We start from the raw sequence: 20,838 nt of genomic DNA, 5'->3' as shown, positions 1-20,838 counted from the left end.
GAACGGGGACACGTAGCCGAAAGCGGGTCCACGTGCCCCGCGCGGGTGCTGGGGGGCCCGCTTGCGCCCCTCGAACCCTGGCGGGCTCGTTCGGCGTCCAGGTCCTGGCCGCGAAGCGGCCCCGCACGAGCGGTGGCCTCACCGTTTCACGGGTCAAACGGTTCTGCGCGGGTAGTGAATGGTGGGGCGGGTGGGACTCGAACCCACGGCCGACGGATTATGAGTCCGCTGCTCTAACCGGCTGAGCTACCGCCCCATAGCGGCGTGTCGCGTACAAGTGTGCGCGCCGTCTGCCGCAGCATAGCCGCTCATACGATCTCCTGCTTCGGATGGTCGGCTTATGCGCTGCTTCCTGACCTTGAGGACTTCGCAGCGCCCGCACTGGTTCCCCCGGACATGAAAAAGGACCCCGGCGGGGTCCCAGTTCAGCGCGCTCCCCCGACTGGACTCGAACCAGTAACCTGCCGGTTAACAGCCGGCTGCTCTGCCAATTGAGCTACGGAGGACCGAAGCTCCCCCGACTGGACTCGAACCAGTAACCTGCCGGTTAACAGCCGGCTGCTCTGCCAATTGAGCTACGGAGGATCGCCTCGTTGCATCGAACGTACCTACCTGGGTATTCGCCAGGGGGCGGTCGCTCGCTGCGACACATACATTAGCGCAAGCAGGGGGGTGCTCCGCCAATCGGTTCTCCCCGGCCCCGACGCCGCACCAGAGACCTACGCAAGGGAAGGGTGGCAGCCATGCGCTACCGGCTCACATTCGTCGCCGGACTGGCCCTCGGTTACGTACTGGGCACGCGGGCCGGACGCGAGCGCTACGAGCAGCTGAAGAAGTCCGCTCGCCGGATCGCGCAGAACCCTGCCGTCCGCAACACCGCCGAGACGGCCGCCCAGCAGGGCCGCGTCTACGCCGGCAAGGCGTTCCACACGGTCAGCGACAAGGTCGGCGACCGAGTGCCGGCATCCGTCGCCGACCGGGTCCGCTCCCTGCGGGAACGCACCATCGACGGAACAGAAGAGGACGACTGGGGCACGAGCAACACATGAGCGGTTCCTTCCCGGCACGGGGCAGGGCCGTCCCCTGAGAGGCGCGGGGAACTGCGCGACCAGCCACGACGGCCCCGCACCCGCCCGACGACGGACACCGCCACGGCGAGATCGCGCCCACGACCAAAGCAAGCGCCGCGATGCGGCAGAATTTTCGCCATGGGGATAGTCGCCGGGTTGGACAGCTCGCCCGATTTCACGCGGATCGTGGTCTGTGACGCGGACACGGGTGCCGTGCTCCGCCAGGGGTACGCCCCGCATCCGGTCGACGCGCCGGAAGGCGGCGGACGGCCCAGTGACGTGGACCCGCAGGCCTGGCTGCTGTCCCTGGGCGAGGCCGCGGGGGGCGGCCTGCTGGAGGGTGTGCAGGCCATCGGCGTCTCCTCGCAGCAGAACGCGCTGGTCCCGCTGGACGCACAGGGCAACACCGTGCGTCCGGCGATGGTCGGCGGCGACAAGCGGGCGCAGGTCGCGGCGGCCGATCTGGTCGACGCGCTCGGCGGCAGGGAGGCCTGGGCCCAGGCGGTCGGCTGTGTGCCGCAGGCCGCACAGCCCGTGACCAAGCTGCGCTGGCTCGCGAAGAGCGAACCGGAGAACGCGCGGCGCACCGCCGTGCTGCTGCAGGCCCACGACTGGCTGGTGTGGCAGCTGCTCGGGCGCCCCGTACGCAGAACCACCGACCGGGGCGGCGCCTCCGGCACCGGGTACTGGTCCGCCGCCACCGGCGGGTACCGGCCCGACCTGGTCGAGCTGGCGCTCGGCCACCAGGCGATGCTGCCCGAGGTGATCGGCCCCTCGGACGCGGCCGGTACGACCCCGGAGGGGCTGCTGATCTCCGCCGGGACCGGCGAGACCATGGCCGCCGCGTTCGGGCTCGGGATCGGCCTCGGGGACGCCGTCGTCTCGCTCGGGGCCTCCGGGTCCGTGATGGCCGTGCACCCGGAGGCGCTCGCCGACCAGTCCGGGATGATCACCTCACTCGCCGACGCCACCGGCATGCACCTGCCGGTCGTCACCACCCTCAACGCCGTACGCACCCTGCGCGGCACCGCCGAACTCCTCGGCCTGCCGGATCTGGAGAGCCTGTCCGACCTGGCGATGAAGTCGACGCCGGGATCCCATGGGCTGGTCCTCCTCCCCTACCTGGAGGGAGAGCGGACGCCGCATCTGCCGCACACCGCGGGGACGCTCGCCGGGCTGCGGCGCGAGTCGATGAAGCCGGAGCATCTGGCGCGGGCCGCGTTCGAGGGCATGCTGTGCGGACTCGCCGACGCGCTGGACGTGCTGCGCGGGCGGGGCGTGGACGTGCGGCGGATCTTCCTGCTCGGCCCGGCCGCCGAGCTGCCGGCCGTGCAGGCCGCGGCGCCCTCGCTGTTTGCCGCGCAGGTCGTCGTGCCGCAGCCCGCCGACTACGCCGCGATCGGCGCGGCCCGGCAGGCCGCTTGGGCGCTCGGTGTGTCGCAGGGCACACTCGACCCGCGCACGCCGCCGGCCTGGCAGGGTGCGGCCGCGCAGGTTCTGGAGCCGGGTGACGAGCTGGCCGTCGGGCAGGCCGTGCGCCAGCAGTTCGTCTCCGTGCGGGAGCAGACCCACCCGGGTTCGTTCCGCCCCTGAACGCCCCGCCGTACCGCCCCTGGTTGACGGGCGGCGCGGTTCATCGGTTGGGTTAATCGGTTGAGGTAACACAGGTGGAGTGTCCGACGATAGGGGCCAAGGGCACACCGACGAGCCCCACCGCCGACTCCGAGAGACGTAGCGTGCTCATACGACTTCTGCGGACCTATCTCAGGCCCTACAAGAAACCCATAGCCCTCCTGGTGCTGCTGCAGTTCCTGCAGACCTGCGCCACCCTCTACCTGCCCACTCTGAACGCACACATCATCGACAAGGGCGTCGTGAAGGGCGACACGGGTTACATCCTGTCCTTCGGCGGCCTGATGATCGGCATCTCGCTGGCGCAGGTCGTGTGCAACATCGGCGCCGTGTACTACGGCGCCCGCACCGCCTCGGCGCTCGGCCGGGACGTGCGCGCCGCGGTCTTCGACCGGGTGCAGTCCTTCTCCGCCCGTGAGGTGGGTCACTTCGGAGCCCCCTCGCTCATCACCCGTACGACGAACGACGTGCAGCAGGTCCAGATGCTGGCCCTGATGACGTTCACTCTGATGGTTTCGGCGCCCATCATGTGCGTCGGCGGAATCGTGCTGGCGCTCGGTCTGGACGTTCCGCTGTCCGGGGTCCTCGTCGCCGTCGTTCCGGTGCTCGGCATCTCCGTGACGCTGATCGTGCGCCGGCTGCGTCCGCTGTTCCGGTCCATGCAGGTACGCCTCGACACCGTGAACCGGGTGCTGCGCGAGCAGATCACCGGCAACCGGGTGATCCGCGCCTTCGTCCGGGACGAGTACGAGCAGGGCCGGTTCGGGAAAGCGAACGGCGATCTGACCGAGATGCAGCTGGCCACCGGCCGGATGCTCGCGCTGATGTTCCCGATCGTCATGACGGTGGTGAACGTGTCGTCGATCGCGGTGGTGTGGTTCGGCGCGCACCGCATCGACAGCGGCGGAATGCAGATCGGCGACCTGACCGCGTTCCTCGCCTATCTGATGCAGATCGTCATGTCGGTGATGATGGCCACCTTCATGTTCATGATGGTGCCGCGCGCGGAGGTGTGCGCCGAGCGCATCCAGGAGGTCCTGGAGACCGACTCCAGCGTGGTGCCGCCGCTCGCACCGGTCATCGAGCTGCCCCGGCACGGCCATCTGGAGATCCGGGGCGCGGGGTTCCGCTATCCGGGTGCCGAGGAACCGGTGCTGAAGTCCATCGACCTGGTGGCCCGGCCGGGCGAGACGACCGCCGTGATCGGCTCCACCGGCAGCGGCAAGTCGACGCTGCTGGGGCTGGTCCCGCGGCTGTTCGACGCCACCGAGGGCGAGGTGCTGGTCGACGGCGTGGACGTCCAGGAGGTCGAGCCCCTGCTGCTCGCGAAGACGGTCGGGCTCGTGCCGCAGAAGCCGTACCTGTTCGCGGGCACGGTCGCGACCAACCTGCGCTACGGCAATCCGCACGCCACCGACGAGGAGTTGTGGCACGCGCTGGAGGTGGCGCAGGCCAAGGGCTTCGTGCAGAAGCTGGAGGGCGGGCTGAACGCGCCGATCGCGCAGGGCGGCACGAACGTGTCCGGCGGCCAGCGGCAGCGGCTCGCCATCGCCCGCACGCTGGTCCAGCGCCCGGAGATCTACCTCTTCGACGACTCCTTCTCCGCGCTCGACTACGCCACCGACGCGGCCCTGCGCGCCGCGCTCGGCCGGGAGACCGCCGAGGCCACCGTGGTGATCGTCGCCCAGCGGGTGGCGACCATCCGCGACGCCGACCGCATCGTCGTACTGGACGAGGGCCGGGTGGTCGGCTCCGGCCGGCACCACGAGCTGATGGCGACCAATGAGACCTACCGGGAGATCGTGCTCTCCCAGCTGACGGAAGCGGAGGCCGCCTGATGGCCGGGCCCATGGGACGCATGATGGCCGGGGGTGGCCCCGACCAGCGCTCGATGGACTTCAAGGCGTCGGGCAAACGGCTCGTCGCCCATTTCAAACCCGAACGGTTCACCCTCTACGGCCTGCTGCTGTGCGTGGTCGTCAGCGTGGCCCTGAGCGTGATCGGCCCGAAGATCCTCGGCAAGGCCACCGACCTCGTCTTCGCCGGCATCATCGGCAAGCAGATGCCGGCCGGGGCCACCAAGGAGCAGGTGCTCCAGTCGATGCGCGACCACGGCCGGGGCCAGATCGCGGACATGCTGAAGAGCACCGACTTCACCCCCGGCAAGGGCATCGACTTCGGTGCCGTCGAAAACGTGCTGCTGATCGCGCTCGGCACCTTCCTCGTCGCCGGTCTGCTGATGGCGGTCGCCACGCGGCTGACCAACCGGGCCGTGAACCGGACGATGTACCGGCTGCGCAAGGACGTGCAGGGGAAGCTGTCGCGGCTGCCGCTGTCCTACTTCGACAAGAGCCGGCGCGGCGAGGTGCTCTCCCGGGCCACCAACGACATCGACAACATCGGGCAGACGCTCCAGCAGTCGATGGGCCAGCTGATCAACTCGGTGCTGACCATCATCGGTGTGCTCGTGATGATGTTCTGGGTCTCCTGGCTGCTGGCGCTGGTCGCGCTGGTGACCGTGCCGCTGTCCTTCGTCATCGCCACCCGGGTCGGCAAGCGGTCGCAGCCGCACTTCGTGCAGCAGTGGCGCTCCACCGGCAAGCTGAACGCGCACGTCGAGGAGATGTACACCGGGCACACCCTGGTGAAGGTGTTCGGACGGCAGGAGGAGTCGGCCCAGCAGTTCGCCGAGCAGAACGATGCGCTGTACGAGGCCGCGTTCAAGGCGCAGTTCAACAGCGGTGTGATGCAGCCGCTGATGATGTTCGTGTCGAACCTGAACTATGTGCTGGTGGCCGTGGTCGGCGGCCTTCGGGTCGCGTCGGGCGCGCTGTCCATCGGTGACGTCCAGGCCTTCATCCAGTACTCGCGGCAGTTCTCGATGCCGCTGACGCAGGTCGCGTCGATGGCGAACCTGGTGCAGTCGGGCGTCGCCTCGGCCGAGCGGATCTTCGAACTCCTGGACGCGGAGGAGCAGGAGGCGGATCCGGTTCCGGGCGAGCGGCCGGCCGAGCTGCGCGGGCGGGTGCGCCTGGAGCACGTGTCCTTCCGGTACGACCCGGAGAAGCCGCTCATCGAGGACCTCTCGCTGACGGTGGAGCCCGGGCAGACGGTGGCGATCGTCGGCCCGACCGGGGCGGGCAAGACCACGCTGGTCAACCTGCTGATGCGGTTCTACGACGTGTCCGGCGGGCACATCGCCCTCGACGGCGTGGACGTCCGGAAGATGTCCCGGGACGAACTGCGGGCCGGGATCGGCATGGTGCTCCAGGACACCTGGCTGTTCGGCGGCACCATCGCGGAGAACATCGCGTACGGCGCCGCGCGCGAGGTCACCCGGGGCGAGATCGAGGAGGCGGCACGGGCGGCCCACGCCGACCGGTTCATCCGCACCCTGCCCGAGGGCTACGACACCGTGATCGACGACGAGGGCACGGGGGTCAGCGCCGGTGAGAAGCAGCTCATCACCATCGCGCGGGCGTTCCTGTCCGACCCGACGATCCTGGTGCTGGACGAGGCGACCAGCTCCGTCGACACCCGCACCGAGGTGCTGATCCAGAAGGCGATGGCCAAACTCGCCGACGGGCGGACGTCGTTCGTCATCGCGCACCGGCTCTCCACCATCCGGGACGCGGACACGATCCTGGTGATGGAGAACGGCTCGATCGTCGAACAGGGCGCGCACACGGAGCTGCTGGCGGCCGACGGTGCGTACGCCCGCCTGTACAAGGCCCAGTTCGCCCAGGCAGTGGCCGAGGTGGACTGAGGCCGTTGCCGCGGACCGGCGCGGGCAGTGGCCGAGGTGCACCGAGGCCGCTGCCCGACGCCGGCACTGGGCGGGGGGCGCCGCATCGCGGGAACTGCGCGAACAACCACCACGCACCGGCACCCGGCGACGCACCGCGGGTCCCACGGCGGACCCCGTCACCCAACCGCCCGCAGCAGCACAGCCCACGACGTGGCGGCAAGCCCCCAGGGGCGCGGGGAACTGCGCGAACAACCACCACGCACCGGCACCCGGCGACGGACCGCAGGACAACGGCGGCGGACCGCGGAGCAGCGGCGGCGGACCGGCCGGTGCCGGGTCAGTCCAGGTATCCCCGGAGCTGGTCGGCGAAGGCGTGGTCCCTGAGTTTGTTCAGGGTCTTCGACTCGATCTGCCGTATCCGTTCCCGCGTCACGCCGAACAGGCGCCCTATCTCCTCCAGGGTCCGGGGACGTCCGTCGGCCAGGCCGTAGCGGAGCTGGACGACCTTGCGCTCGCGCTCGCCGAGGGTGGACAGCACGGCCTCGAGGTGCTGCCGCAGCAGCAGGAAGGCGGCCGACTCGACGGGGCTCGCGGCGTCGCCGTCCTCGATGAGGTCACCGAGGGCCACGTCGTCCTCCTCGCCGACCGGGGCGTGCAGGGACACCGGCTCCTGGGCGAGCCGCAGCACCTCGGAGACACGCTCGGGCGCCAGCTCGAGGTGGTCGGCGACCTCTTCGGGCGTCGGCTCGTACCCGCGTTCCTGGAGCATGCGGCGCTGGACGCGCACGACCCGGTTGATGAGTTCCACGACGTGCACGGGAACGCGGATGGTGCGGGCCTGGTCGGCCAGGGCGCGGGACATGGCCTGCCGGATCCACCAGGTGGCGTAGGTGGAGAACTTGTAGCCGCGGGCGTAGTCGAACTTCTCCACGGCCCGGATGAGCCCGAGGTTGCCCTCCTGGACCAGGTCGAGCATGGTCAGGCCGCGTCCGACGTACCGCTTGGCGACGGACACGACGAGCCGCAGGTTGGCCTCGATGAGGCGGCGCTTGGCCATCCGGCCCATGACGACGAGCCGGTCCAGGTCGAGCGCGAGCTGGCTGTCCAGGTCCGGGGCGGTGCTCAGCTTCTCCTCGGCGAACAGCCCGGCTTCGACCCGGCGGGCGAGTTCGACCTCCTCGGCCGCGGTGAGCAGCGGGATGCGGCCGATCTCGCGCAGGTACTGGCGGAACAGGTCCGAGGAGGGACTGCCGGTCTCGGCCCGGGCGGCTGCCGGGACCTCGGCGGGCTCGGCGGCCTCCTCCGGCGCGCCGGCCTCGTCCGGTTCCTCGGTGAGCGCCCCTGCGGGCGGCTCCGCCGGTTCGCCGGCCGCCTCGGGGCGTGCCTCCGGGGTCCCTGCCGCGTTCGCTCCCGGGTCCGTCTCCGGGTGGCGGAGGGCACGGCTCTGCGGTGGCACGGCCACGAGGACGTCGCTCTCGGCGTCCGCCTCGTCGGCGGTGGTGCTGGTGTTGCTGTCGGTCTGGGTGAGGGTCTGGGTCTGCACGGGGGCGACCTCCAGGATGATCGCTGCTCAAGGTGTGCGGCAGCGGTACTTCGGGGGCGGAGAGTCGACGGCCTGCGCTCCGAGGACTCGGGCACCGCCCCCAGTGTGGAGTAAGACACATCCCCGCCACGAGGGGCGTGCGGTGACTTTTTGCATCCGGTCCGTGACCCGCTGGTGACCGGGGCCGGGAAGACTCGCGCGCGAAGGACCGCGGCGGCCGACGAGCCCCGCCGTCACAGACGCCCGCGGCGAACGGCAGGCCCCACTGCCGTGGACGCCCACGGCAGACGACGAGCCCCACCACCGTGGACGCCCGGGGCGGCTACAGCGCTTCCGCGCCCCGCTCGCGCAGCGTCCGGTCGTACTGCTGCAGGACCCACATCTCGTTCTGCACGGCGGCCAGCTGGGCGGGGTCGCCGCCGCTGGACAGGCGGGTCAGCTGGGACTGGATGTCACGGATCCGGCGCTCCACCGCGCGGCGGCGGACCTGCACCAGGACCGTGCCGGCGTAGGTCTCGTCCACGGTGCGGCGCAGGATCGGCTCGACGGCCAGCTCGGTGACCATTGCGCGGACGGTGTCGTCGGGCGCGGCCTCGCGGACACGGACCAGGTACTCCTGGGCGTCCTGGACGCCGTACTCGGCGCCGCCCGCCTCCGCGATCGCCTGGCGTACGGCGGCGTAGGGCGGGGCGGTGAACTCGTCGACGCCGTAGGCGTCGACGGCCGGGGAGACCAGCTCGGGCCGCTGGAGGGCGAGTTTGAGGAGTTCGCGTTCGGCTGCGAAGACGGGGTTGCGCAGGGTGAGGGCCGGGCCGGACGGGGAGGTGCGGGTGTCGGCCTCCCACTGCTGCCGTGAGGCGCCGGGCTGCTGCTGCGGGCCGCCCTTGCCGCCGCGCTCGCGCGCCCAGCGGGCCAGCTGGGCCACCCGCTTGACCACGAACTGGGTGTCGAGGATGCCGAGCATGCCGGCCAGCTGGACGGCGACCTCGTGCTGGGCGCCGCTGTTCTTGATGCGGGCGACGATCGGGGCGGCCTCGTCCAGGGCGGCGGCGCGGCCCGCGGGGGTGTCCAGGTCGTAGCGGGCGACGATCTGGCGCAGCGCGAACTCGAAGAGCGGGGTGCGGGGTTCGACCAGGTCGGTGACCGCCTCGTCGCCCTTGGCCAGACGCAGCTCGCAGGGGTCCATGCCGTCCGGGGCGATGGCGATGTACGTCTCGGCGGCGAACTTCTGGTCGTCCTCGAAGGCGCGCAGGGCCGCCTTCTGGCCGGCCGCGTCGCCGTCGAAGGTGAAGATCACGCGGGCCGAGCCGTTGTCCATGAGCAGACGGCGCAGGATCCTGATGTGCTCACCGCCGAAGGCCGTGCCGCAGGTGGCGATGGCCGTGGTGACACCGGCGAGGTGGCAGGCCATGACGTCCGTGTAGCCCTCGACGACGACGGCCCTGCTGCTCTTGGCGATGTGCTGCTTGGCGAGGTCGATGCCGTAGAGGACCTGGCTCTTCTTGTAGATCGCCGTCTCGGGCGTGTTCAGGTACTTCGGGCCGTTGTCCGCCTCGTAGAGCTTGCGGGCGCCGAAGCCGACGACGTCGCCGCCGATGTCCCGGATGGGCCACATCAGGCGGCCCCGGAACCGGTCGATCGGGCCCCGGCGGCCCTCCTGGGACAGCCCGGAAAGGATCAGTTCCTTGTCGGTGAAGCCCTTGCCGCGCAGGTAGCGGGTGAGGTGGTCCCAGCCCTGGGGGCTGTAGCCGACGCCGAAGTGGACGGCGGCGGCCTGGTCGAAACCGCGCTCGGCGAGGAAGATCCGGCCGGTCTCGGCCTCGGGGCCGGTGGCGAGCTGCTCGGCGTACCACTGGGCGGCGATCTTGTGCGCCTCGACCAGGCGGATGCGCTCGCCGCGCTGGTGGGCCGGGTTGTACCCGCCCTCCTCGTAGCGCAGGGTGATGCCGGCCTGGGCGGCCAGGCGCTCGACCACCTCCGAGAAGGAGAGGTGGTCCACCTTCATGACGAAGGTGATGGTGTCGCCGCCCTCCTGGCAGCCGAAGCAGTGGAAGAGTCCCTTGCTCGGGCTGACCTGGAAGGACGGCGACTTCTCGTCGTGGAAGGGGCACAGCCCCTTGAGGTTTCCGCCACCGGCGTTGCGCAGCTGGAGGTACTCGGAGACCACGGCGTCGATCGGAACCGCGTCCCGAACCGCCTTCACGTCCTCGTCGTTGATCCGTCCTGCCACGAGGTGATTCTACGGGGGCGCACCGACATGACCGGGGACACCGATGCGCCCCCGAAGGGGCGCGGGGAACTGCGCGACGAGCCATGCACGCCCCGCACCCGCGCGCCGACGGACGAGGGCAGATCCTCAGGCGGCCAGCGACTCCAGCGGCACATGGGGATCGGCCAGGGCCTCGAGATCCACCGGCACCGCGGCGCGGATCAGGTTCTGGATCGGCTCTGTGACATCCCACACGTTCACATTCATCCCGGCCAGCACCCTCCCCTCCTTCACCCAGAACGCGATGAACTCCCGCTTGGCCGCGTCGCCCCTGATGACCACCTCGTCGTACGAGCCCGCCGGCGCCCAGCCGCTGTACTCCATCCCGAGGTCGTACTGGTCGGTGAAGAAGTAGGGCACCCGGTCGTAGGTCACCTCCTGTCCGAGCATCGCGCGGGCGGCGGCCGGGCCGCCGTTGAGGGCGTTGGCCCAGTGCTCCACCCGGAGCCTGGTGTCGAAGAGGGCGTGCGGGAAGGCGGCGACATCGCCGGCCGCGTGGATGTCGGGGTCGGACGTCCGCAGCCGTTCGTCCACGGCGACGCCGCCTCCGTGCGCCCGGTCGGCCAGCTCCAGGCCCGCCGCCTTCGCCAGGCCCGTGCGCGGTACCGCGCCGATCGCCGCGAGGACGTCGTGGGCCGGGTGCTCCTCGCCGTCGTCGGTGCGGGCCGCGAGGACCATGCCGTCCTGGCCGACGATCTCGGTGAGCCGCACGCCGAAGCGGAAGCGGACCCCGTGCGCGCGGTGCAGCTCGGCGAAGACATTGCCCAGCTCGGGCCCGAGGACGCCGTGCAGCGGGGTCGGTCCGTGCTCGATGACGGTGACCTCGGCGCCGTAGGTGCGTGCCGCCGCCGCGACCTCCAGGCCGATCCAGCCGGCGCCGGCGATCACGAGATGGCCGTTGTCCCGGCCGAGCGCGGCGAGGACGCCCTTGAGCCGCTCGGCGTGGGCGAGGCGGCGCAGGTGGTGCACGCCCGCCAGGTCGGTGCCGGGGATGTCCAGGCGACGGGGCTCCGCACCCGTGGCCAGAAGCAGCTTGTCGTACCGGACGAGAGTGCCGTCGTCCCCGAAGCGCACCGTCTTCGCGGCCCGGTCGATCCGGTCGACGGTCTGGCCGAGGTGCAGCTCGATGTCGTTCTGCGCGTACCAGGCGGGCTCGTGCACGAAGACGCTGTCGCGCTCCTCCTTGCCGAGCAGATAGCCCTTGGACAGCGGTGGGCGCTCATAAGGGTGGTCGCGTTCGTCGCAGATCAGTATCACCCGGCCGCTGAAGCCCTCCGCACGGAGCGTCTCGGCCGCTTTCGCGCCGGCGAGACCGCCTCCGACGATGACGAATGTCTGATCCGCGTCGACCACTTGATGCCTCCTCGTAAGGGTGCCGCCACAAGCGAGCGTCCCGCACGCAACGTGCTGCGGGAAGAGGGATTGACCCGATCAGGCCACTCAGGGGCACATTCCTTTCCCCGGGCCTCCCAGAAGGTGCTCGGGCTGTCGGGCCCGGGAGGAGTGCGGGTCTCGTCAAGGATGGCCCGGCCGGGCCGGGGCAGGCCGGCACGTGCGGTGCAGCGTCGTCGTGTCCGGCTCCTTCGAGGGCCCGAGGCCCCACGGCCGACACGACGGAGCCACAGAGGTCGAACACATGCGCCCTTGTTCGCTGGTCGGGACAAGAACTCCGCACGTGTGATGCTCCTCCGGGCTGGTCCGGCCGCGGCTGGTGCCGAGGGCGTAGGACCTCCTGGAGCGCTGCTCCAGGAGGCGGCCTGAGCCGGGAATCCCCTCCCTTCCTCAGGGAGGAGAGCAGTCAAGCCCCCGTCAGTCTCGCGTGCAGGGAGCGTGCCGAGGCGTCGGTGAGGGAGGCGATCTGGTCGACGATCACCCGTTTGCGCGCGTGGTCGTCGGGTGCCTCCTCGAACAGCGCCCGGAACTGGGGCTCCAGACCGACCGGCGCGCGGGCGGTGAGCGCCTCGGCCAGCTCGGCGACGACCACCCGCTGGTCGGCACGGAGCCGCTCCTGCTCGGCACGCTGCATGACGTACCGGTCGGCGACCGCCTTGAGCACCGCGCACTCCAGGCGGGTCCCGTGGGGCACGACGAGTTCGGCGCCGTAACGGGTGAGCCGGCCGGTGCCGTACGCGGCGCGGGTGGCGGTCTCGGCGGCCAGGCAGAACCGGCCGATGAGCTGGCTGGTGGCGTCCTTCAGGCGGGCCTGGGCGACCGCCGTGCCGTCGTAGCCGTGCGGCCACCACTCCTCGTCCTGGAGGCGGTCGAGGGCGGCGGCCAGCTCCGCCGGGTCGGTGTCCGCGGGGACGTAGCGGCCGATGGCCACCTCGAACACCGCCTGCCGCTCGGGCTCGGCGAGCAGGCAGTTGGGGTCGATGTGGCCGGCGTGCAGGCCGTCCTCGACGTCGTGCACCGAGTAGGCCACGTCGTCCGACCAGTCCATGACCTGGGCCTCGAAGCAGGTGCGGGTGCCGGGGGCGGTCTTGCGGACCCAGTCGAACACCGGGCGGTCGTCCTCGTACACACCGAACTTCCGGGACGCCGGGTCGGTGGGGTGGGCGCCGCGCGGCCAGGGGTACTTGGTGGCGGCGTCCAGGGCGGCGCGGGTGAGGTTGAGGCCGACGGAGCCCTCGGGGGTGAAGCGCTTGGGCTCGATGCGGGTGAGGAGTCTGAGGGACTGGGCGTTGCCCTCGAAGCCGCCGCAGTCGTCGGCGAACTCGTTCAGCGCGTGTTCGCCGTTGTGGCCGAAGGGCGGGTGGCCGAGGTCGTGCGAGAGGCAGGCCGCTTCGACCAGGTCGGGGTCGCAGCCGAGGGCTGCGCCCAGCTCCCGGCCGACCTGGGCGCACTCCAGGGAGTGGGTCAGACGGGTGCGGGGGCTGGCGTCCCATGCCTGACCGCGGGTCCCGGGGGTGAGCACCTGGGTCTTGCCGGCGAGGCGGCGGAGCGCCGCGCTGTGCAGGATGCGGGCGCGGTCGCGTTGGAAGGCGGTGCGGCCCGGGCGCTTGTCGGGTTCGGGGGCCCACCGTTCGACCGACGTCGGGTCGTAGGTGTCCTCGGGTGCGGTGCCGGTACCTGCGGTGCCTTCCATGATTCGACAGTAAGCGTCGGCAGTGACATTTGGGGGGCGGCCGGTCCGCCCGGTCGTATGCCGAGCCCTGCCTGCGGGCGTGCGGGTTTCGTCGTTGCCGGTCGCGCCCGTGCGGCGGAGCCGCACATCGAGCACGGCCCCGCACCCCTTCAGGCGGCTTCGGTGGAGCGTGTCGACAGGCTCTGGTCGTAGCGGTGGAGGATCAGGCGTGCCATCGCCCCGTGATCTCCCAGGGGGGCGGAGGCGATCCAGGGGGCCTGTTCCGCGCACTGTGTCGCGAAGCGGCCCGGAGCCGTGAAGTACGAAGCCACTGCCACTCTGTGGCGGCCCCTCGCAGCCAGGGTGTGCAGGGCCGCCGGGACCGTCGGGGTCGCCGCCGAGGCGTAGGCGGGGAGGACGGGGACGCCCAGGCGTGCGGCCAGGAGGCGGGCCGTGCGGTGGGTGTCCGTGGCCGAGTCGGGGTCGCGGGAGCCCGCTGCCGCGAGGACGACCGCGCTGCTGCGGCGCGCGCTGTCGTCCATGGCCGGGGGCCAGCCGGACTCGGCCAGGCGGGCGTGCAGGGCCTCTGCGAGGAGCGGGTGCGGGCCGAGGGGGGCGGCCACGCGGGTGCGGGCGGGCGAGGCGGCGGCCAGCTCGGGGATGTCCTGCTTGACGTGGTAGCCGCGGCCGAGGAGCAGCGGGACGAGGACGGCGGGGGTGTCGCCGAGGGCGGCGAGGGTGTCGGGGAGCAGGGGCTCGTTCAGCTCGATGTGGCCCAGGTGGAGGGGCAGGCCGGGGCGCAGCTGCCGTACCCGGTCCATCAGGGCCCGGACGGTGTCCAGCGCGCGCGGGTCGCGGCTGCCGTGGGCGACCAGGACGAGGGCGGGCGGGGCCGGGCGGCGGCGTCCGCCGGGCGAGACCAGCCGGAGGCGGCCGACGAGCCGGGTGCCGATGTCGCTCATGAGCTGCGCCGTGCTGTCGAGGTGGATGAGGGACTCGTCGCGAGGAGGGTTCGACGCCGTCATGGAACGATCCTGTCGGCGGCAGATTGCGCCGTCGTTGCGGGGCCGTCACGGGTATTTTCCGTGACTTCACCTCGCACGGATGCGCGATGTGAGGCGAACCGGATCGCCGTCCCCGGCGTCCTCCAAGGTCGGAGCCGATCCGGGAGCCGATCCATGGGGGACCGCATGAAGATCCGTCGACCGCGGCTGCCGCGCACCCGTACGGGCCAGCGGCGGCTGGTGCAGGCCGTGATGGCCGCGTGCGTGCTGGCGCTGCTGCCGGTCACCTGGCTGTTCGTGTCGACGGCGGACCGGCTGCGGACGACGGCGGACGCGCCGCGCACCGACGTCGCCGTCGTCTTCGGGGCCGGGCTGTGGAACGGGGAGCCGTCGCCGTATCTCGCGAACCGGCTGAACGCGGCGGCGAAGCTGTACCGGGCGGGCCGGGTCCAGGTCGTGCTCGTCACCGGGGACAACAGCCGCAAGGACTACGACGAGCCGGACGCCATGCGCACCTACCTGACGAAGCACGGGGTGCCGGACGCGCGGATCGTCAGCGACTACGCCGGATTCGACACCTGGGACTCCTGCGTACGGGCCCGGAAGATCTTCGGGGTGCACCGGGCCGTGCTGATCAGCCAGGGCTTCCACATCCGGCGGGCGGTGGCGTTGTGCGAGGCGGCGGGAGTGGCGTCGTACGGCATCGGGGTCGACGCGAAACACGACGTGACCTGGTACTACGGCGGCACGCGCGAGGTGTTCGCGGCGGGCAAGGCGGTGCTGGACGCGGTGTTCCGTCCCGATCCCACGTTCCTCGGGCCGAAGGAGCCCGGGGTGGCGCGGGCGCTCGCGGCGGCGCACTGACCTCGGCCTCACGGCGGCCGCGGCGGCGCACTGACTTCGGCCTCACGGCGGCCGCGGCGGCGCGCCGGCCCCGGCCTCACTGCGGCCGCGGCGGCGCGGGGAGGTCGTCGTCCCGGCCGTGTAACCGGGAGCGGGCGCGGGCCGTAACACGCCCGAAGCACGCTGGTGCGCATGGAGACCGCCTCGACGCCCACCCACTGCCCGTACTGCGCCCTGCAGTGCGGGATGAACGTCACGCCCCTGCCGCAGGGGGGCGTCGAGGTGACCGAACGCCCGGACTTCCCGGTGAACCGGGGCGCGCTGTGCGGCAAGGGCCGTACGGCCGCCGAGGTGCTCTCGCCCGCGCTGCGGCTGACCTCGCCGCTGGTGCGGTCGGACGGCCGCCTGGTGCCCGCCTCCTGGGCGCAGGCGCTGGATCTGGTGGCCGAGCGGCTCGGGCGGACGCGGGAGCGGTACGGGCCGGACGCGCTCGGGGTGTTCGGCGGGGGCGGGCTGACCAACGAGAAGGCGTACACGCTCGGCAAGTTCGCGCGGGTGGTGCTGGGTACCTCGCAGATCGACTACAACGGCCGCTTCTGCATGTCGTCGGCGGCGGCCGCCGGCACGAGGGCGTTCGGCCTGGACCGGGGGCTGCCGTTCCCGCTGGAGGACGTCCCGAGGACCGGGTGCGTGATCCTCGTCGGCTCCAACCTCGCCGAGACCATGCCGCCGTCGCTGCGCTTCTTCAGCGAACTGCGGGAGAACGGCGGCACGTTGATCGTGGTCGACCCGCGCCGTACGAAGACCGCCGAGCAGGCGGACCTGCATCTGGCGCCCCGCCCGGGCACCGACCTGGCTCTCGCGCTGGGCCTGCTGCACCTGGTGGTGGCCGAGGGGCGGACCGACGAGGAGTTCGTACGGGAGCGGACGACGGGCTGGGAGGAGGCCCGGGCGGCGGCGATGGGGCACTGGCCCGAGTACGTGGAGCGGATCACGGGGGTGTCCGTTCCGCACCTGCGGGAGGCGGTGCGGCTGTTCTGCGAGCCGGAGTCGGCCATGGTGCTGACCGCGCGCGGGCCGGAGCAGCAGGCCAAGGGGACGGACACGGTCGGCGCGTGGATCAACCTCTGCCTGGCGACCGGCCGCGCGGGCCGTCCGCTGTCCGGGTACGGCTGTCTGACCGGGCAGGGCAACGGGCAGGGCGGTCGCGAACACGGCCAGAAGGCCGACCAGTTGCCCGGCTACCGCAAGCTGGACGACCCGGCGGCCCGGCGGCACGTGGCCCGCGTGTGGGGTGTGGACCCGGACAGCCTCCCCGGCCCCGGGCGCAGCGCGTACGAGCTGCTCGACGCGCTCGGCACGGACATCCGCTCGCTGCTGCTGATGGGGTCCAACCCGGTGGTGTCGGCACCGCACGCGGCACACGTCGAGGAGCGGCTGCGCTCGCTGGACTTCCTGGTCGTGTGCGATGTCGTCCTGTCGGAGACGGCGGAGCTGGCGGACGTGGTACTGCCGGTCACCCAGTGGGCCGAGGAGACGGGGACGACGACCAGTCTGGAGGGCAGGGTCCTGCTGCGCCGGCAGGCGATCGCCCCGCCGCCGGGGGTCCGCAGCGATCTGCACGTCCTTCATGAGCTGGCGGCGCGGTCGGGCGTGGAGAAGGGTTTCCCGACCGACCCCGAGGAGGTCTTCGAGGAGCTGCGCCGGGCGAGCGCGGGCGGCCCGGCGGACTACTCGGGGATCACCTACCGGCGGCTGGCGGAGGAGAACGGCGTGTTCTGGCCGTGTCCGTCCGCCGCCGACGCGACGGACGAAGACGGCAAGGACAGCAAGCACGACGAGGACGGCACGGACGGCCAGCACGGCCAGCACGGCCAGCACGGCCAGCAGGACGAGAACGGCGAGGACGGTGAGGACACGGTGTTCGACGTCCTGCCGGACGATCCGGCCCACGACGCCGAGACCGCCGTGCCCGCCCCGCACCCGGGAACCCCGCGCCTCTTCCTGGACCGGTTCGCCACGCCCGACGGCCGGGCCCGGTTCGTGGCCGTGGCGCACCGGGCCAGTGCCGAGGAACCGGACGCCGAGTACCCGCTGCTGCTGACCACCGGCCGGGTGGTGTCCCAGTACCAGTCGGGGGCGCAGACGCGGCGGGTGGCGGAGCTGAACGCGGCCGCACCCGGCCCGTTCGTGGAACTGCACCCGCGCCTGGCGGCCCGGCTCGGGGCGTCCGAGGGCGACCCGCTGGCGGTGGTCTCGCGCCGGGGCCGGGCCGTGGCACCCGCACGGATCACCACCGCCATCCGCCCCGACACCGTCTTCATGCCCTTCCACTGGCCGGGCGAGGGCCGCGCCAACACCCTCACCAACCCGGCCCTGGATCCGACGTCGCGGATGCCGGAGTTCAAGACGTGTGCGGTGCGGGTGGAGGCGGTGGGGTGAGACCCGGCGGGGCGGCTCACGCGACGGCGCCGCGCCGGCTCTGGATGCGCCCGGCCTGTGGAGCGGCAAGGCCGGCCGACGGGTGGAGCCTGTGAAAGCCGTACGGATTCCGTCATGAGTCGGCTGCAGCACATGGACGCCGTCTCCATCATGGACCGCAGGCTCGCTACTGTCTGGTGCGATCACTGGTCACGGCGACATTCGTACGGGGGAGGTCCGCATGGCGTGGGACGAATGGGAACGGCTCAAAGCGGATGCACAGAAGCGCGACGCAACGCATATGCAGCTGAACCAACTCGCAGACCCGGGCGGAGGCGGCGGCGACGTCCACCACGGCGACCTGACGGTGTGCGAGAAGGATCTGAAGGCCGTGGGCGACGCCGCGTTCTCGCTGTACACGGACTTCAACCAATGCAGCGATCTCGCGCGCATCTCGTCGATGAAGGCCGCCGGCGGGCTGACGGATCAGGGTTACCTCATAGGTGAGGCCCTCGACCACGTTGCCGTGCGATGGGTGGACCAGGTGCAGTCCCTGCTCGACGCGTGTGTGCACATCTACTCCCACCTGGACTACACCCAGGCCGTCCACAAGGGCGATGAGGAGAGGGTCTACGCCACGCTCAGCAGCATCTCCACCCTGGACCAGGGCTTCGACCAGCACCGGGGGTACTGATGGACCTGGACAAGCTGCTGCACGGCGACTTCTCGGAGCTCGGCAAGGCGATCACCGACTGGGATTCCATGACGAAGCGTCTTGAGACCCTCGAACGGAATGCGCGAGACAACCTCAAGGCCAAGGCCATGAAGGCGCAGTGGGCGGGTATCAACGCGACGGTCACCCGGGAGTTCGTGGCGAAGACGGCGGACGAGTTCACCGACGCGCACACCCAGGCGCAGAGCATCGCCAACATCCTCCGCGACACCCGTGAGGAACTGATCACCTACCGCACGCATCTCCAGGAGACCATCGAGGACGCCCGGAAGAGGAACCTGACGGTGGTGGACGACGGGTGCGGGATGTTCCACGTCCAGATGATCGTCCACCCCGACCGGGCCGCGAAGGGCACGACCGTGCCCGAGCACACCGAGACCGACGAGGAGCTGCTCCGCGACGACGTGCAGCGGATCCTCAGCAAGGCGACGGAGAGCGACAGCTCCGCGGCACGGGTCCTCAAGTCCCTCGTGGACAGCGTCAAGGAGGGCTTCGCGGACTCCGCCTACGGGGACCGGGACGCGGCCGTCGGCGCGGAGAAGAAGGCCGCGCAGGACACGAAGGACGCCAAGGAGGCCGCCGGGCTGTACTCCCGGCTCGACGGGCTCAGCGACGCGGAGACGAAGCGGCTCCTCCAGCTGACCGAGAACGGGAAGAACTCGCCGGTCTTTTCGAGCGAGCTGATGAAGGACCTGAACTTCCGCGGCCGCGACGGAGCACATGGCCGACCATTTCTCCGCCGGTCGGCACCAGATGGACGCGATGCTGGAACGGCGGGCCCTGGACACGGGTATGAACCGTGCGGACCTCGACCGTTCGCCCGGGGAGTACGAGGACAACCTGCAGGGTCTGGAGGAGTCCTGGTACGTCATCGGCGTCAAGGGAGCCGATCAGGCGATGGGCGAGCGGTACTGACGTCATGACCCAACACGGTTCTTCGCACCCCTCCGGTCCCGATGCTCCCTTCTCTCCGCCAAGGCCGAAAAAGGCACGCATCGCTCTGATCGCCGGGGTGGTCATCACCGTCCTGGCCGTGTGCGCCGGGATCAAGTGGTGGCCGCGGGACAAGGTCACCGATCCGGACGCGCTGTGCTGGGGCGCACTGTCCCCGGCACGGGCCAAGCCGTTGCTCAGCACCGGAAAACCCGCCACCGCCACGGCAACAGCCACGGATGAGCACGATGCGACGTGTGACGTGAGGACCGGTGCTGCCGACCAGGACATTCAATTCGTCCTGACGCTGACCGACGGAAAGCAGGGAAGCCTCGCCCCGCCCCAAGGGGCCAAGCGCCTGTCGGGCACGCGGGCGGGGTGGGTCACCCAGGCCGAAGGCCGGATCGGTCTTGCGGATGCCTGCGCCTACCCGCTCCGCCCCGACGGTACCGGTCGGGTCGACCTGATCCTCAACACCACGATCACGGTGCGCCGGCACTTCGACTGGAAGTCCGCGGTCATGGTGCCCCGGGTCAGGCAGGTGCTGACGGAAGCGGCGGAGGGAATCGAACGGCACTACAAGTGCCAAAAGAAGTGAGGCGAGCGGGCAGGGCACGGACCCAGGGTGAGCCGAACAGCGCGGTTCGGTCCACAGGGCGCGGCGAGGTGGGCCGGACTCGCATAGGTTCGTTGCATGTCCGACACCGAGCACTTCGACCTCGGCGCCTACCTGGAGCGCATCGGATGGGAGGGCGGCAGGCGGGCCGACCTGGCGACCCTGCGGGGTGTGCATCTGGCGCACGCCCTGTCCCTTCCCTTCGAGAACCTGGACCCGCTGGCCGGGCGGGCACCGTCGCTGGCCGCCGCCGATCTGATGGCCAAGATGGTGCACGGCCGGCGCGGCGGCTACTGCTACGAGCAGAACACCCTGCTCAGGCTGGCTCTGGAGGCGCTCGGCCTCGGGGTGACGGGGCTGGCGGGACGGGTGGTGCTGGGTGCGGAGACGGTGGAGAGCCGTCCGCGGACGCACATGATGCTGCGGGTGGAGGTGCCCGGTGAACCGCGGCCGTATCTGGCGGACGTCGGCTTCGGGGCGGCCGGGGCGCTGCTGCAGCCGGTGCCGCTGACCGTCGGCGGGGAGCACGAGGGCGGCGGGCGCCGGCACCGGCTCGTACACCTGCCGCACGGCGGGCCGCTGGAGATGTGGGCGCTGCAGGCGTACGACCGGGACGCGGGGGACTTCGTCAGCCAGTACGTGTTCACGCTGGAGCCGTTCGTCGCACCCGACTTCGAGGTGTTCAACTGGCATGTCGGCACCAACCCCCGCTCCCCCTTCACCCGCCGCCCCCTCCTGCACCGGACCACGCCCGAACGCCACCTCGCCCTCGACGGCGCCCGTCTGGTCGAGACGCGCGCCGACGGCACGGTGACCGAGCGCAGGCTCACCGGCGAGACGGAGGCGCGGCGTGTGGTCGAGGAGGAGTTCGGGATCGCCGTGCCCGAGGGGCTGACGCTGCTGGGCTGAGTCAGCGGCGGGCCAGCCAGTCGCCGCCCTCGATCGGCCGCCCCAGGGCCCGC

Annotated in this window: 14 protein-coding genes, 3 tRNA genes and 2 pseudogenes; 11 read left to right on the top strand and 8 right to left on the bottom strand. The window is 71.4% G+C overall.

What is annotated here, in order from left to right; genetic code table 11:
* Nucleotides 1–179: 179 nt before the first annotated feature.
* From AB0H32_RS36180 to AB0H32_RS36170, 3 genes are all read right to left on the bottom strand, one after another.
* Nucleotides 180–256, bottom strand: a tRNA-Ile gene (locus tag AB0H32_RS36180).
* A 177-nt stretch (nt 257–433) separates the two neighbouring features.
* Nucleotides 434–506: transfer RNA gene (locus AB0H32_RS36175), tRNA-Asn, on the bottom strand.
* Nucleotides 507–512: 6 nt separating this feature from the next.
* A tRNA-Asn gene (locus AB0H32_RS36170) sits at nt 513–585 on the bottom strand.
* Nucleotides 586–743: 158 nt separating this feature from the next.
* Between AB0H32_RS36170 and AB0H32_RS36165 the strand changes: the two genes are divergently transcribed.
* The 4 genes from AB0H32_RS36165 to AB0H32_RS36150 all read left to right on the top strand — a co-directional run bounded on the left by AB0H32_RS36165 (nt 744) and on the right by AB0H32_RS36150 (nt 6,468).
* Nucleotides 744–1,049, top strand: coding sequence for a YtxH domain-containing protein (locus AB0H32_RS36165; RefSeq protein ID WP_361129881.1), 306 nt, complete (start codon nt 744–746; stop codon nt 1,047–1,049).
* Between the two features lie 159 nt (nt 1,050–1,208).
* Nucleotides 1,209–2,663: an FGGY family carbohydrate kinase gene (locus AB0H32_RS36160; RefSeq protein WP_361129879.1), complete on the top strand. Its 1,455-nt coding sequence runs from the start codon at nt 1,209–1,211 to the stop codon at nt 2,661–2,663.
* Nucleotides 2,664–2,806: 143 nt separating this feature from the next.
* On the top strand, nt 2,807–4,540 hold the full coding sequence (locus AB0H32_RS36155; RefSeq protein ID WP_361129877.1) for an ABC transporter ATP-binding protein: 1,734 nt from the start codon (nt 2,807–2,809) through the stop codon (nt 4,538–4,540).
* On the top strand, nt 4,540–6,468 hold the full coding sequence (locus tag AB0H32_RS36150) for an ABC transporter ATP-binding protein (RefSeq protein ID WP_361129875.1): 1,929 nt from the start codon (nt 4,540–4,542) through the stop codon (nt 6,466–6,468). The genes AB0H32_RS36155 and AB0H32_RS36150 overlap by 1 nt, the downstream gene beginning before the upstream one ends.
* Nucleotides 6,469–6,787: 319 nt before the next feature.
* Here AB0H32_RS36150 and AB0H32_RS36145 read toward each other — a convergent pair.
* The 3 genes and pseudogenes from AB0H32_RS36145 to AB0H32_RS36135 all read right to left on the bottom strand — a co-directional run bounded on the left by AB0H32_RS36145 (nt 6,788) and on the right by AB0H32_RS36135 (nt 11,615).
* Nucleotides 6,788–8,114 (bottom strand): annotated as a pseudogene (locus AB0H32_RS36145) (sigma-70 family RNA polymerase sigma factor).
* Between the two features lie 201 nt (nt 8,115–8,315).
* Complete coding sequence (gene dnaG, locus AB0H32_RS36140; RefSeq protein WP_361129872.1) at nt 8,316–10,223, bottom strand: DNA primase; 1,908 nt, start codon at nt 10,221–10,223, stop codon at nt 8,316–8,318.
* A gap of 126 nt (nt 10,224–10,349) precedes the next feature.
* On the bottom strand, nt 10,350–11,615 hold the full coding sequence (locus tag AB0H32_RS36135) for an FAD-dependent oxidoreductase (protein WP_361129869.1): 1,266 nt from the start codon (nt 11,613–11,615) through the stop codon (nt 10,350–10,352).
* A 303-nt stretch (nt 11,616–11,918) separates the two neighbouring features.
* On the opposite strand from AB0H32_RS36135, the pseudogene AB0H32_RS36130 reads away from it, so the two are divergent.
* Nucleotides 11,919–12,023, top strand: a pseudogene (locus AB0H32_RS36130) (RNA-guided endonuclease TnpB family protein); the annotation flags it as partial.
* Nucleotides 12,024–12,060: 37 nt separating this feature from the next.
* Here the strand turns inward: AB0H32_RS36130 and AB0H32_RS36125 are convergent.
* Both AB0H32_RS36125 and AB0H32_RS36120 read right to left on the bottom strand, forming a co-directional pair.
* Entirely contained in the window at nt 12,061–13,347 is a 1,287-nt protein-coding gene (locus AB0H32_RS36125) for a deoxyguanosinetriphosphate triphosphohydrolase (protein WP_361129866.1), read from the bottom strand.
* A 149-nt stretch (nt 13,348–13,496) separates the two neighbouring features.
* Nucleotides 13,497–14,351 carry a sirohydrochlorin chelatase gene (locus AB0H32_RS36120; protein ID WP_361129863.1) on the bottom strand — a complete coding sequence of 285 codons (855 nt, stop codon included), beginning with the start codon at nt 14,349–14,351 and terminating at the stop codon, nt 13,497–13,499.
* 165 nt (nt 14,352–14,516) lie between these two features.
* Here AB0H32_RS36120 and AB0H32_RS36115 point away from each other — a divergent pair, with 165 nt between their 5' ends.
* The 6 genes from AB0H32_RS36115 (at nt 14,517) to AB0H32_RS36090 (ending at nt 20,785) form a co-directional block, all read left to right on the top strand.
* Entirely contained in the window at nt 14,517–15,194 is a 678-nt protein-coding gene (locus tag AB0H32_RS36115) for an ElyC/SanA/YdcF family protein (RefSeq protein ID WP_361129860.1), read from the top strand.
* 171 nt (nt 15,195–15,365) lie between these two features.
* Entirely contained in the window at nt 15,366–17,615 is a 2,250-nt protein-coding gene (locus AB0H32_RS36110; protein ID WP_361129858.1) for a molybdopterin oxidoreductase family protein, read from the top strand.
* 220 nt (nt 17,616–17,835) lie between these two features.
* Nucleotides 17,836–18,288 carry a hypothetical protein gene (locus tag AB0H32_RS36105; protein WP_361129855.1) on the top strand — a complete coding sequence of 151 codons (453 nt, stop codon included), beginning with the start codon at nt 17,836–17,838 and terminating at the stop codon, nt 18,286–18,288.
* Nucleotides 18,288–19,250 (top strand): hypothetical protein, encoded by a 963-nt coding sequence (locus AB0H32_RS36100; protein ID WP_361129852.1) that lies wholly within the window; start codon nt 18,288–18,290, stop codon nt 19,248–19,250. Before AB0H32_RS36105 ends, AB0H32_RS36100 begins: the two co-directional genes overlap by 1 nt.
* Before the next feature lie 89 nt (nt 19,251–19,339).
* Complete coding sequence (locus AB0H32_RS36095) at nt 19,340–19,858, top strand: hypothetical protein (RefSeq protein ID WP_361129849.1); 519 nt, start codon at nt 19,340–19,342, stop codon at nt 19,856–19,858.
* Nucleotides 19,859–19,954: 96 nt separating this feature from the next.
* A complete protein-coding gene (locus AB0H32_RS36090) occupies nt 19,955–20,785 on the top strand; it encodes an arylamine N-acetyltransferase (RefSeq protein ID WP_361129846.1) in 831 nt (276 codons plus the stop codon).
* Nucleotides 20,786–20,838: the final 53 nt, after the last annotated feature.

Origin of the sequence: Streptomyces sp. NPDC020362 (genome assembly GCF_040642095.1) — a bacterium.
Classification (GTDB): domain Bacteria; phylum Actinomycetota; class Actinomycetes; order Streptomycetales; family Streptomycetaceae; genus Streptomyces.
This window is presented reverse-complemented; position numbering and strand designations above follow the sequence as displayed.

Bases quoted from the DNA above. Each gene is read 5' to 3' on its own strand.
- AB0H32_RS36165 (WP_361129881.1), top strand. From the start codon at position 744: ATGCGCTACCGGCTCACATTCGTCGCCGGACTGGCCCTCGGTTACGTA.
- AB0H32_RS36160 (WP_361129879.1), top strand. From the start codon at position 1,209: ATGGGGATAGTCGCCGGGTTGGACAGCTCGCCCGATTTCACGCGGATC.
- AB0H32_RS36150 (WP_361129875.1), top strand. From the start codon at position 4,540: ATGGCCGGGCCCATGGGACGCATGATGGCCGGGGGTGGCCCCGACCAG.
- AB0H32_RS36125 (WP_361129866.1), bottom strand. From the start codon at position 13,347: ATGGAAGGCACCGCAGGTACCGGCACCGCACCCGAGGACACCTACGAC.
- AB0H32_RS36120 (WP_361129863.1), bottom strand. From the start codon at position 14,351: ATGACGGCGTCGAACCCTCCTCGCGACGAGTCCCTCATCCACCTCGAC.
- AB0H32_RS36115 (WP_361129860.1), top strand. From the start codon at position 14,517: ATGAAGATCCGTCGACCGCGGCTGCCGCGCACCCGTACGGGCCAGCGG.
- AB0H32_RS36110 (WP_361129858.1), top strand. From the start codon at position 15,366: ATGGAGACCGCCTCGACGCCCACCCACTGCCCGTACTGCGCCCTGCAG.
- AB0H32_RS36105 (WP_361129855.1), top strand. From the start codon at position 17,836: ATGGCGTGGGACGAATGGGAACGGCTCAAAGCGGATGCACAGAAGCGC.
- AB0H32_RS36100 (WP_361129852.1), top strand. From the start codon at position 18,288: ATGGACCTGGACAAGCTGCTGCACGGCGACTTCTCGGAGCTCGGCAAG.
- AB0H32_RS36090 (WP_361129846.1), top strand. From the start codon at position 19,955: ATGTCCGACACCGAGCACTTCGACCTCGGCGCCTACCTGGAGCGCATC.